Source organism: Microbacterium sp. GXS0129, assembly GCF_044769785.1.
GTDB lineage: Bacteria > Actinomycetota > Actinomycetes > Actinomycetales > Microbacteriaceae > Microbacterium > Microbacterium nymphoidis.
This window is the reverse complement of sequence record NZ_JBIZVZ010000001.1, coordinates 96,440-109,185: the sequence shown is the minus strand read 5'-3', so window position 1 is coordinate 109,185 and position 12,746 is coordinate 96,440. Positions and strand designations below refer to the sequence as shown.

The 12,746-nt window shown below is 68.6% G+C and carries 8 protein-coding genes; 2 read left to right on the top strand and 6 right to left on the bottom strand.

Translation table 11 applies throughout. The features are described 5' to 3' along the window. Nucleotides 1-42: 42 nt before the first annotated feature. Nucleotides 43-2,916, bottom strand: a complete 2,874-nt coding sequence (locus ACIQJ5_RS00500; RefSeq protein ID WP_402839728.1) for a PIG-L family deacetylase — start codon at nucleotides 2,914-2,916, stop codon at nucleotides 43-45. 191 nt (nucleotides 2,917-3,107) lie between these two features. Between ACIQJ5_RS00500 and ACIQJ5_RS00495 the strand changes: the two genes are divergently transcribed. Beyond that, complete coding sequence (locus ACIQJ5_RS00495) at nucleotides 3,108-3,551, top strand: cyclase (RefSeq protein WP_402839725.1); 444 nt, start codon at nucleotides 3,108-3,110, stop codon at nucleotides 3,549-3,551. A 68-nt stretch (nucleotides 3,552-3,619) separates the two neighbouring features. Here the strand turns inward: ACIQJ5_RS00495 and ACIQJ5_RS00490 are convergent, their stop codons facing one another. Continuing rightward, nucleotides 3,620-5,683, bottom strand: a complete 2,064-nt coding sequence (locus ACIQJ5_RS00490; RefSeq protein ID WP_402839723.1) for a VaFE repeat-containing surface-anchored protein — start codon at nucleotides 5,681-5,683, stop codon at nucleotides 3,620-3,622. Nucleotides 5,684-5,952: 269 nt separating this feature from the next. On the opposite strand from ACIQJ5_RS00490, the gene rarD reads away from it, so the two are divergent. Next, nucleotides 5,953-6,822, top strand: coding sequence for an EamA family transporter RarD (gene rarD, locus ACIQJ5_RS00485; RefSeq protein ID WP_231090974.1), 870 nt, complete (start codon nucleotides 5,953-5,955; stop codon nucleotides 6,820-6,822). An 11-nt stretch (nucleotides 6,823-6,833) separates the two neighbouring features. Here rarD and ACIQJ5_RS00480 read toward each other — a convergent pair whose 3' ends face one another. The 4 genes from ACIQJ5_RS00480 to ACIQJ5_RS00465 all read right to left on the bottom strand — a co-directional run bounded on the left by ACIQJ5_RS00480 (nucleotide 6,834) and on the right by ACIQJ5_RS00465 (nucleotide 12,607). Further along, nucleotides 6,834-8,738 (bottom strand): hypothetical protein, encoded by a 1,905-nt coding sequence (locus ACIQJ5_RS00480; RefSeq protein WP_402839720.1) that lies wholly within the window; start codon nucleotides 8,736-8,738, stop codon nucleotides 6,834-6,836. 33 nt (nucleotides 8,739-8,771) lie between these two features. Then, a complete protein-coding gene (locus ACIQJ5_RS00475; protein WP_402839717.1) occupies nucleotides 8,772-10,574 on the bottom strand; it encodes an HSP90 family protein in 1,803 nt (600 codons plus the stop codon). After that, nucleotides 10,571-11,056 (bottom strand): YbjN domain-containing protein, encoded by a 486-nt coding sequence (locus ACIQJ5_RS00470; protein ID WP_231090977.1) that lies wholly within the window; start codon nucleotides 11,054-11,056, stop codon nucleotides 10,571-10,573. Before ACIQJ5_RS00470 ends, ACIQJ5_RS00475 begins: the two co-directional genes overlap by 4 nt. A 108-nt stretch (nucleotides 11,057-11,164) precedes the next feature. Next, on the bottom strand, nucleotides 11,165-12,607 hold the full coding sequence (locus ACIQJ5_RS00465; RefSeq protein ID WP_402839714.1) for an amino acid permease: 1,443 nt from the start codon (nucleotides 12,605-12,607) through the stop codon (nucleotides 11,165-11,167). Nucleotides 12,608-12,746 lie beyond the last annotated feature (139 nt).

Below are 12,746 nucleotides of genomic sequence, written 5' to 3'. Positions count from 1 at the left end.
GGAGTCGCCGTCACACGGAGTCGCCGTCACACGGAGTCGCCGTCACACGGAGGCACCGCCGAGCGGGGCGCGCGTCGCGTACACCGCGTCCTTCGCATCGAGCGAGATGAGGATCACCGGCGATGCGGCCGTGCCGGTGAGGCTGTCCGCGGTGCCGGTGGCAGCCGTGCGCGCCTTGAACGAGAGCGTCGCCCGGCCGGCGGTCACATCGGTCTTCGCCTCGCCGACGGCCTGGGTTCCGTCCCAGAGGAACAGGCGTGCCGTGCCCGCCACCGGAACGTCGACCTCGGCTGTGACGATGCCGAGCGCCACCGACGACGACACCACGCGCAGTGGGTCAGGGCCCGTGGGGAACCCGCCCAGGGGGACACCGTCGATCGCGGACTGCAGGATCGACTGCGGCGATTCCACCGAACGGGCAGCGGTGTCGGGCAGGGTCGGCTCCTTCGGCTGGGCCCCGGCATCCTCGATGCCGTCGAGGGTGATGATCCCCCACCGCCACGGGTCGGCACGCATGCCCGGGAACGTGGACCAGCCGACGCGGTTCTGGGCTGCCTTGTTCTGGGTATCCGAGTCATTGACGATGATGTTGAATCCCACGTGCTGCGGGTCGAGGTTGTCGGGCAGCACGGCGAACGGGATCTTCACCTCCATGTCGTAGCCGGTGTACGAGGCGGCGTCACTCGCCTCCACCACGGCGACCTCCATCCCCGGGGCGGTGACCTTCGCCTCCCCCTGCCAGTTGTCCCGGTCCCGGCCGACGCCCGGGGCGCCGGTGAAGGAGTCCATGGACGGCATGATGCCGCCGATGAACGTGTGAGCGGTGTTCGGCGCCGTGCCACGCGGATCGAAGTAGATCTCCACCGAGTCCGTGCGCCGCTGCCGCTTGTTGTCGGTCGCCGGGAGAATCGTGCCGCGCACGTCGTCCTTCACCGCGATGAAGAGGTAGAAGTTGGCGTCGTCGTGGGTGATCCAGGTCTGCGCGCTGATGGACGGCGTCGTGCCGCCCATCGGCTTGCCGTCCCAGATGGTGTCGATCGCGATGGGCTCACCGGGGTACTCGCCGTCACGCCGCACACCATCGATGACGGGCGGACTGCTGGTCCGGGTGACCGCGTACGTGGGCACGAGGTTCATCGTGACCGCGCGTTCCGCCACTCCGGCACCGCTGGTCGCGGCCACCATGACCGGCCACTCACCCTTGTTCTCGGCACGGTTCGCCGTGGGGATCGAGGTGTCGTCGTTGCGGACCTCGAAGATGACCGACTCGGTCTTGCCTGCAGCCAGGTCGGCGAACTTCTGCTCAGCGGGCTGTGCGGAAAACCCGGCAGGAAGCGTGATGCTCACGGCACCGGATTGAGCGGTGCCGGAGAGGTTCTCCACCGTCACGGCGAGTTCGCGCGTCCGCCCCTGCCCCACCGCGAACAGCTCGGGAACCAGGACGTCGAGATGCTTCATGCCGAGTCCGGCCGTCCACTCACGGAAGCTCTGGATCTCCTCCAGGGGCTCGATCGTCGCCTCCACCGCGCCCGCCGCGCGAAGCTGCGCGAAGGACATCCCCGATGCGGACCCCGCGGTCAGTGTCGCCTCGACGCGCACCTGGGTGCCGGGCTCATCGTCACCGGCGGTGACGGTGAAGACGGCAGTGTGAGCCTCCCCCGGCTTCAACGCCGGCACCGAAGCCGGCTTCGACGTGCTCCACCCCGCGGGTGCGTCCAGGCTGAGTTCGCCCGCGTCCAGTCCCACCTGGGGCGAGGCGGTCACGATGACCTCGACTTCCAGCGGCTCACCCGCCACCGCTTCGAACCGCTTCGGGCGCACGTCGATCAGCGTGCCGAGCGGGAGCCCGCCTTCGATGGGCAGGGCGGCGCCCCGGAGAGCAGCATCGCCACCGGAGGTGGGGTCCATGATCGGCGATCGGGAGTGGATCACCGTGAACCAGGAGGTCGGGATCTCCGCCGGGTCGGTGGGGCTGGCGGACATCTCTGCCCATCCCTGCGTCACGTAGGCCCACTTGGCGTTGTCGAGCATCTCCGACCACGGGCGAGCATGACGCTCGCTGCGGGTGCCGTTCCAGCAGCCGAACACAACGTCCGATGCCACCTGGGGTTCGTACCCGCCGGCGACGCCGTCCGGTCCGTTCGCTCCCTTTCCACTGGCGCCGGCGCGAAGGATGCGGCGCGGCTGCCACACTCCGAACCCCTCCTCGAGGTGCTCCGGGAAGCGCTTCTCGTCCCCGGCCGCGAGATAGGCCTCTACCGCGAACATCGCGGCCTGCTGGTGGTTGCCGTGGTTTCCTTCCACGGCGGACGGATTCATCGTGACGATGACATCCGGTCGCGTCGCCCGTACCACGCGGACGATGCGGGCGAGCACGGCGTCACCACCCCAGACGTCACGCGAGAGCGGTGCACTGGCGGTGTAGTAGAAGTCGAGTCCGTCGAGATTGAACACGCGCTCGACCCCGGCGAAGCCCACAGCCTTGCGCTCCTCGGCCTCGCGCATCAGGCCCAGCGGCGGACCTTCCTCCAGCCCGACGGCGTTTCCGCCGCCCTCGCCCCGGGTCACCGTGATGACGCCGATCTGCATGCCGTGGAACTCGTTCCATTGCCCGAACACGCCGAGGTTGCCCGCCTCATCGTCGGGATGGGCACCGATGAACAGCACGTTGAGCTTGTGTGCACCGCCGGGAGCCGCCAGCGCGGCTTCCTCGGGGGTGAGCGTGCTTCCGGCGGACGCCGGGGATCGACCGGCGAATGCGCCCAGCCCGAAGGCGGCGCCGGCGATTCCGATCGCTCCGGCCGACATCAGCACCGTCCGCCGGGTGACTCCCCGTTTCTGCGGTGAGCCCGCGGGCGAGGTACCCGGGGAATCCGTGGCTCCGGGGGAAGCAGTGACCTCCATGGTCGTGACCATCCTTCCGTCTGGGCGCACGACAATGTGGCGCCCCACTAGTGGCTGCGAGAAAAGGCCCTCCGAGTTTCGTTCCTTCGGAAAATATCGGGGCCGTTTCCATTCCATCGGCGGCGCCCACCTTCGTCAACGCCGGAAAATAAGTCCCACGGGTGGCGGCGGCCGGGCATCCCGGACCCGGCGACAATGGAGACATGGTCTCGGCGTTCACGCTTGTCACGGAGTGTCCGGTGCCCGCGCGCACGATGTTCGCGGCATCACTCGACATCGATCTGCATGTCGAGTCGATGCGTGATACCGGGGAGACCGCGATCGACGGCGTGCGCTCGGGCAGCATCGGGCTCGGCGAGAGCGTCACCTGGCGCGCCCGCCACTTCGGGATCTGGTTCCGGATGACCTCGCAGATCACCGCGCTGGACGAGCCGCGCCGCTTCGTGGATCAGCAGGTGGCGGGCCCGTTCCGCTCCTTCGTCCACGAGCACCTGTTCGAGGACACCGCAGACGGCTCCCGGATGACCGACACGATCACACTCGCATCTCCGGTCTTCGGGATCCTCGCCGAACGCCTCGTACTGGTGCCGTACCTGCGGCGCCTCATCCGTCAGCGCAACGCCACCCTGGTGCAGTCGGTCCACTGACATCCCCGGCAGACGACGACGGGCGTGGCCTCCGTCCGGAGGTCACGCCCGTCGATCATGTCAGCACATCAGCGTCGGCTAGTCGCCCGGCGACGAGCGATCAGAATGAACGTTCCCAGGCCGAGCAGCGCCATCGCGCCGACGAACGGCGCCGGGCTGAGATCCATACCCGTCGTCGGCAGCCCCGTCGGACCGCTCTGCTTGCCCGGCTTGCCCGGGACGACCGGAGAGCTCGCCGTCGACGTTGGGGACGGCGTGGCACTCGGCGTCGTCGTCGGGGACGGCGTGGCGCTCGGCGTCGTCGTCGGCGTGGCACTCGGCGTGGCGCTCGGCGTCGTCGTCGGGGTCGGAGTGGGAGTCGGCGTCGTGGTCTGCTCCACGGTCACGGTCTGGGCCGCGTCGTTGATGTCCTGGTGGACCGCCACCGGAGTGGTGAGGTCCGTGGACTCGAACAGCTCCTCGTACGCCACCAGCGCCTCGCCGGCGAACCCGGCGGGAACCTCGAACGTCACCTCGACCGAACCGTCCGCGGCCACCGGAGTGAACGTCACCGTACCGGTGACCCCGGTGGCGGTGCCGTCGCCCTGAAGCATCAGCTCACCCGTGATGGTGTACTCGGTACCCACCGTCAGGTTCTGGTACGCCACCGTGTCGATCAGCGTGCCGCCCTCAGCGGGAAGCACATGATCCGCGTCAGCCGAATCCACCAGCGACGTCCCGATAGCGGGCTCCTCCACTGTCGGCGGCGTCTGCACCGTCACGGTCTGGGCCGCGTCGTTGATGTCCTGGTGCACCGCCACCGGCGTGGTCAGATCGGCGGACTCGAACAGCTCCTCATATGCCACCAGCACCTCACCACCGAAACCAGCCGGAACAGCGAACGTCACCGTCGTCGTCCCGTTCGCCTCGGCCGGCGTGAACGTCGTCGTACCCGTGATGCCGGTAGCCGAGCCATCCGACTTCAGCATCAGCTCACCCGTCACCGTGTACTCCACACCGGGCGTCAGATTCTCGTACGCGATGGTGTCCACGACGGTGCCACCATTCCACCCCAGCACCTTGTCACCGTCAGCCGAGTCGACCAGCGTCGTACCGATCGTGGGCTGCGGCACCGCGACCCAGGTGGTGTCGGCGGAGGCGGTGGTGTTGGCCGTGGACTTGGCGGCGAGGATCATGGTCTGAGCGTGCGCGTCCGGCGTCATCGAACCGTTGTCCAACGGGACGTTGAGGACATAGCCGGTGGCGCTGGAGCCTTCCGCGGTCGCGGTGATCGTCGCAGAGCCGGCGTCGACGACACCCGTGGCATCCAGGTACAGCTGCTGCCCGTCGACGACGGCCGACACGTCGATGGCGTTGCCCGCGGCGTCGACGATGGACAGACCGGACTCCGTCGTCACACTCACCGTCGCCTGGTTGGTGTGCACCGTGAACGGGCCCACCAGCGTGGCCGCTTCCTGACCCGCGGGAGGAGCGTCGACGGACACCGTGATCGGCGCCGGAACGACCGGGGCCGTCGCCGTGTCGGCGTTGGCGCCGTTGACGAGATACCAGTATGCGTCTCGCGCGTTGCCGTACGTGGCCGGGTCATCCACCCAGGCACGCCACTCCGCGTCGAAACCGAGGTCGGTGTAGCGCCAGATGGCGTACTGCGTGGCCATCACCAGATCGTCGGTCGTGACGTTCGTGAGTCCGGATGCGGTGTGGAAGTCGTCCAGCGAGATCACCGGGAGCGAGTGGGTGAGCACCCACATGACCTTGGCCTGCACCAGTTGTGCATTGGGCCCGGTGAACAGGCTGTCGGCGAGAGCGCCGTCGAAGTCGTCGAGCACACCGGTGGCCCCCGGATTCGCCGAGATGTTGTGTTCGACGCAGTAGGCCCAGAAGTCCGCTGCCTCCCAGTACGACTGCGGGCCGCTCTCGGCGTCCGGCGCGTCGGCGGGCCGTTGCGGATACACCGCGTGCGCCACAGCGCCGTTATAGCCGATGCTCCCCCCGACCCAGACGCTGTCTCCCGCCTGGAGTGCGGGCGCTGCGCTGGCGATCTGCGGCGCGACGATGCCGAGTGCGACGAGCCCCGCAGCCGCGAGGGCGCCGCCGATCTTCGTCCGCAACCGTGGGTTTCGGTTCTTCACGGATGACCCCATTCTTCTCTCCCTGAAAAGGTCGTGACTGCTTCGGGTGCAGCCACCATTCCCCCAATCAACTGACACTAGGTCGGCCGAAAATCCCGTCCGATCACCACTCCCAAAATGACCCCAATAGTGGGGTCATTTTCTGTGGACAATCGCAGCCGGGGCGAGCCGCGTCTGGCACACAACACCATGCTTGCCATATAAAGGCGGCTTTGCCGTCCGTGGCGTCGCAGGAGTGACTGTCGCTCGCGGATACGATGGGCGGCGTCATGGATGCGACCGCTGGCCACTCCGCGCGCGGCGTCGCGAGCTCCCTCGTCGCCAGCGCCATGTTCGGCGCGATGTTCCTGGTATCCGGGCTGCTCGATGTCTCCGCCGAGTCGATGTTCGGCTGGCGGATGCTGGTCACGGGGGCGTGCTTCCTCATCGCGCTGCTCTGGGCACCGGGGCGCGCGGCGCTCGCCGATCTGGTCGCCCTGCTTCGTCATCGCTGGTGGACGCCGCTCGTCCTGCTCTGCACGGCAGCGCTGGTCGGCGTGCAGATGTGGCTGTTCGCCTGGTCGCCGATGCACGGTCACGGGCTGGACGCGTCGCTCGGATACCTGCTGCTGCCGATCGTGCTCGTGCTGTCAGGGCGTTTCGTGTTCCACGAGCGCGTGACGCGCATGCAGTGGTGGGCGGTGGCGGTCGCCGTGGTCGCGGTGGCGATCAAGATCGTCTTCTCCGCGACCTTCTCGTGGGTGACGGTCCTGGTCTGCCTCGGCTACGCCGCGTACTTCGCCCTGCGCAAGCGCTTCCGGCTCGACACCCAGGCCGCGTTCGGCGGTGAGGTGGCGATCCTGTGCCTTCCCGCCGTTGCGTTGATCGCGTGGAGCCGTGGCGCGGCGACGTTTGGGGAACAGGGCATCGTCATCGCTGTCGGCCTCGGCGGCGCGGTGGCGATGACGCTCTACCTGGCGGCATCGCGTCTGCTCACCCTCGCGGTCTTCGGGCTGCTCAGCTACGTGGAACCCGTCCTGATGTTCGTGGCGGCGCTCCTCCTGGGCGAGCGGATCGCGACGTCGGACGTGGTCGCCTATGGGCTGCTCGCCGTGGCTCTCGCGATCCTCGCCGTGGGATCGATCAGCCCGCGCCGCTGAGGCCTCGCGGCTCAGCTGCCGCCGAGTTCACGAAGCACGTCGTCGGCGTCGCCGTGGCGTCCTGCGCCACGAAGTGCTTCCACGAGCGCGGCGCCGAGCACCGAACGCTGGCTGCCCGATGAGGCGTCGAATGCGAGGCGCATCACATCGGGCGTATCTGCCGCGCCCACCGACTCCCGGATGCGCGCGGCCAGCCACAGCGCCTCAGCCGCGGCGTCCGCACGGCCGGTGTCGCGGTGCAGCTCAGCCGCACGGGTGGCGAGATCGAAGGCCAGATCGGCGTCGTCGCCGGCCAGGAGGCGGGCGCGGGTCTCGGAGATCACCGCGAGCGCGCTGGCACGGCGGTGGCCGCGACGGGCACGCAATCGCTCATCCGGCACGTCGTCGTCATTGGCAACGGCCAGCAGCTCGTGGACACGCGCTGCCGCCGCAATGACGTCACCGGTGTCGTCGCGATCGGCGGCGACCGGCGCCCACGCCTCGATCACCTGCACGATGAGCTCCGGCTCGACCCCCGCCGCGAGAAGGCGCGCGATGGACTCCCCATAGGCGTGATGCGAGGCGACGGGATCGCGGAGGAGGTCGGCGCTTCGCCCCAGCTCCGCGTAGGCGAAGCCGGCATCCGCAAGCGCGCCGGCGGCGTCGGCGAGAACAGCTGCACGGCCGTAGGCCTCCGCCGCGGTCGCGAGATCGGTCGATACGGCGGCTTCCGCGGCCGCAAGCGCCTGCTGCCAGGTCTCGGCACCGGATTCGCCGGTCGCCGTGCCGACGGCATCCGCCGGCGCGGCGACAGAAGCTTCCGGTGCGACAGCGGAAGGAACGGCGACGCGGAACTCCAGCCGGTGCGGGGGCAGCGGACGCTCGATGTCCGCGATCGTCCGGGCCCGCAGACGATCTCCGCCGGCACGCGCGCCGAATGCGTCGGCGAGTTCGAGAGCGCGCTCACGCGTCCACGCGGCGAGCTCGGCGACGGTGTCCGCCGGAACGGTCCGCAGCCGCAGCGGCGCGTCCAGTCCGGCGCGCACCAGTGCGCTGGTGCCTGCGGCGACCGACGTGAGGAAGGAGAGGTGCAGCCATCCCGTGATACCGGAGGTCAGGTAGTCCTGATCCTCTTCGATGGCAGCCACGGCCAGATCGAGCGCGCCACCGCGACCGAGGGTCCAGATCCGCCGGCCGCGCGCCATGGTGAGATGTGCCGACTGCCGGGGCAGTGCCGCTTCGAAGTCACGGTGCAGACGTGCCGCGCCCGCGGCGTCGCCCACTTCCAGAAGTGCCTGCGCATGCAGGGAATAGAGATCGGCGGGGTCGGTGGTGCAGCGCCGATCCGGTGCACCCGGTGCGCTCGCCAGCGTCACCGTCTCCGCGAACCGGCCGTCGCGGGCGAACACCATGGCCACGCGAGTGCGCTCGCAGAACTCGCACTCCGCCGTGGTGCGCGGCGTATGCCGCCACTCCTCGAACCGTGCCTCCACGTCGTCGGACTCGGAGCGGATCGCCCATCGCAACCGCTCGTACGCCGCGGCGTCGGCGGCGAGGCCCGCAACGGCGGCGAGCTGTGTCATGTCATCCAGCAGCGGCAGGATCTGTGCGGCCGAGACCGAGGGGTCATCCTGCACACCGCCGACCACCCAGTTCATGGCGGCGAAGAACGCCTCGCGGTCCCACTTGTCGAATCGTTCGGGATGCTCGGCCCACAGGCGACGCAGTCGCGAGAAGACGACGAGCGCGCGCGGGGTGTCCCCCGCGAAGAAGTGCGCCTCAACGAGACAGATCAGAACGTACGCCTCCGCGTCATGCTGGCCGTCCCGGTCCACCTCGTCCAGGAGCCGGACCATGGTCTCGGTTCGGGCGGGGCCGTACGGCATGCTGTCGGCGTTCTGCGCCGCAGCAAGGATGTCATCGATATCGCGGGTCACGGGTGATCTCCGATTCGGGTTCGGGAGCGGCGCTCACGGCGTTTCGTCGGGTGCAGCGCTCAGCCCGGCGGTGAGCAGCACGTTCAGGGAGTCGTTGAGCTGGGTCGCCTCGGCGGCCCGCAGCACCTCGCCGGAGCGCATCACCGCGGACAGGTGGATGGTGCGGACGCCGGCGCGGAAGACCTCGCCGCGGTCGGCACTCAACAGGCGCCGCACCAGCGGATTCGCATCGTTCAGCACCAGCTGCCGTGATGCCGTGGGGCGGGCGAATGCGGCCAGCACGTCCCCCCAGGCGGCGTCGGCCAGCTCGCGCTCTGCGGCGATGTCGCGCTGATGCTCGGCCTCGGCATCGCGCAGCAGAACGGCAGCGGTGTCCTCCGGAAGGAACGTGCGGATCAGGACGTCCACATCGGCGTCGGCCAGCACGGCCTGCGCGGCCGCCACACCGTCCAGGGTGGCGAGCTCGCGTGAGGGATCGAGGGGGTTCAGCGCACGCACCAGATCCTCGACGCGCAGCTGACGCACGCGCCATCCGGAACGGCCGCTGAGGCGTGCGAGCACGTCCGCGTCGTAGACGTAGCCGGCGTTCACCACGACAAGACCCTGTGCCCGCGCGACATCGGCCACGCGGCGGAACGCCTCGGTGGTGGGCGCGTAGAGGATCTCACCGCTGCGCTCCCCCACCTCGCTGAGGGTCAGCTCACCGTCCGTCGTCTGGTACGGCAGCGTCTTCGCGACGAGATCCAGCATGTCGTCGTCCCCCGCCGCCAGGGCACGGAGGGAGAGGTGATGGGTCCGCAGGAATCGTCCCCGAAAGGCGGTGTCCTCCGACAGCGCCTGTGTCGCCCAGGCCCGGAGCCCGGCGGCCAGGTGCTCCTGAGCGGTGACCAGCACCTCGTCGGTGTGCAGCTGCTCGCGCGAGGCGGTCGGATTGAGTCCATCGGCGTTCACCACGGCACGGACGAAGAACGCCCAGTCCGGCAGCAGTCCGTCCACGCGGTCACCCAGCAGCATGCGCTTCACGTAGACGCGATGACGAGCCCCCGTGGGCGCGACGGCGGCGGGGAGCACGAAGGCCACCCCGGTGAGTCCGACCTCCGGCACGCTGAGATCGATCACCCCCAGCGGCGTGAAGCCGAACAGGCTCTCCCCGTAGCGGATCAGCGCCTGCTCTCGCGCACGAGGTGTGGGATGCGTCTCCTGCCACGGCAGCTCATCGCGGGAGATCCGACGCGGGAGCACCGTGTTCCCGACCGGAACCTCCACGCTGATGTCCACGGGAAGCAGTTCGCCATACTCGGCGGCGAGAGCGGTCACCGTGTCGGTGGACATCCAGTGCGCGGCCTCCGGACGGGCATGCAGTCGCACGCGGGTTCCGATGGGGACGTCGCCGATGTCCGCCGGATCCTCTTCGATCTCGAACGTGCCGTCGTCCCGGCCCTGCCAGCGCACCGGCGGGCTGCCGGAAGCGGAGCGCGAGATCACCTCGATGGTCTCTGCCACCATGAACGCCGCGAGCATGCCGATTCCGAAGCGCCCGATGTAGTCGGTGCGACCGGTGAGTTCGTCCCGTTTCGAGCTGCGACCGATCGTGGCGAGCAGCTCATCCGCCTCCGCAGCGGAGAGACCCACACCGGAGTCGATCACCTCGAGCGTCTCGCCCCGGGCGATCAGACGGATCGACGCCGGAGAGTGCGCGTCCTGCGCCCGCCGCGCCTGGACGGCGTCGACACCGTTCTGCAGCAGCTCACGCAGGTAGACGCGCGGACCGGAGTACAGGTGGCGCGCCAGCAGGTCGACCATGCCGCGCAGGTCGACCGCGAACGCGCGACTCATTCCTCGGCGAACGCCGCTGCGGCCGCTGCAGCCTCGGTGGGGTACTGCTCGTCGAGGAAGCCGAACGCGCTGAGCGTGGAGCCGATCGCGGTGGCGAAGTGAACGTCGAGCTGGTCGTCGGTGACGCCCTTCTCGTAGTCCACTCCGTGCGCCGCGAAGACGTTCACATCGCCGTCGTCATCGATGAGCACGGACACACGTGGGAACATGCGTTCCGTGTTGATCTGGTTGGCGAGGCGGACGAGGTTGCCGTACTGGTCCGGGTTCACCGTGCGGTTCCACCGTCCGCGTACCTGCAGGATCTCCTTGTCCTGTCCCATCAGGAAGAAGTAGAACAGGTGGCCATCCCACCAGCCGCCGACGTCGCCGTCGCTGTCGATGCTGTAGTGCATGCCGCCCGCATCGAGCACCGCGGTGATGCGGTCACGGCTCAACGGTGCGAGCGCGCCCGCGCTCCCGGTGGACTTGTCGAAGAAACCCATGCCATACCCCTCAGAATCCCGGCCCCGAGCATCGCGCGGGAGGTGACTCCACCCTACGACGAGGGTCGGGGATCATGACAGCCTTCTCATCCGCTTCGCCGGCTCCTTTCATTCCTCGGCGTCGGGCGTCCGCAGGTACGTCATGTGCGCGGCGTGACGCTCGAGGTGATGGGGCGAGCGTCGCACGAACAGCCAGGCCACCACGAGGACGGCGAACCAGACGGGCGTCACCAGCAGTGCAGTGAGCGTGTCCGGCTGGGTGGTGAGAGCCCAGAGGATGAAGAGGAAGAACGCCAGCACCACGAACACCATGAACCGGCCGCCCGGCATCCGGTACGCGGAGCGCGCCACCGCCTCGGGGCGCTTGCGCCGGTAGGCCAGGTAGCTGAGCAGGAAGATGGTCCACACGAACATGAAGCACACCGCGGACACGGTGGTCACCATGTCGAACGCGGTTCCGATGTCGTCACCCGCGTACAGCAGCACGACGCCCGCCAGCAGCAGGATGCAGGACAGGAACAGGGCGTTCTGCGGCACGCGACGCCGGGAGAGCCGAGCGAACAGACGCGGTGCGTCTCCATCCTGCGCGAGTCCGAACACCATGCGTGACGTGGAGTAGATACCGGAGTTGGCACTGGACATCGCCGAGGTGAGCACCACGAGGTTCACCACCGTGGCGGCGATTCCGAGGCCTGCCAGCGAGAACATCGCGATGAACGGGCTGCTGCCGGCCTCGTACTGAGTCCACGGCGTGACCGACATCAGGATGATCAGTGCACCGACGTAGAACAGCATCACGCGCACCGGGATGGCGTTGATGGCCTTCGGCAGGTTGCGCCGGGGGTTCTTGGTCTCCGCGGCCGCTGTGCCCACCAGCTCGATGCCCACGAACGCGAAGACCGCGATCTGGAAACCCGCCACGAAGCCCATGAACCCGTTCGGGAAGAACCCGCCGTGGCTCCAGAGGTTGGCGAAAGACGCCGTGCCCGCGTCGGACTGGAAGCCTCCGAAGATCATGACGAGACCGGTGACGATGAGCGCGACGATGGCGATGATCTTGATCAGCGCGAACCAGAACTCCACCTCCCCGAACGCGGCCACCGTGGGCAGGTTCAGCAGGAGCAGCACGACGACGACGAGCAGCCCGGGAATCCACAGCGGCACGTCGGGGATCATGACCTTCACGTAGCCGGCGATCGCGATCACGTCGGCGACGCCTGTCACCACCCAGCAGAACCAGTACGTCCATCCGGTGAAGAAGCTCGCCCATGGACCGAGGAGGTCGCCGGCGAAGTCGCTGAACGAGCGGTACTTCAGATTCGACAGCAGCAGCTCGCCCATGGCCCGCATGACGAAGAAGAGCATGAACCCGATGATCAGGTAGACGAAGATCACCGATGGACCGGCCACCGAGATGGTCTTGCCGCTGCCCATGAACAGGCCCGTGCCGATCGCCCCACCGATCGCGAGGAGCTGGATGTGGCGGTTGCTCAGCGCGCGCTGCAGTCGGGGTTCGCCCCCGTCGGAGATGCTGTCAGCCGAGGTGCTCATGGGTTCCTCCCCGTTCGGAAATGGAGCCATCGTAGCGTCGGCCATCCGCCCTCCCGCGCATTCTCCACCGCGCGCAGCGTGAGGGTTCTCTCACCGCTTCGCCGTCCTCCCGGTCGGTGCGGGAATAGACACGGACCGC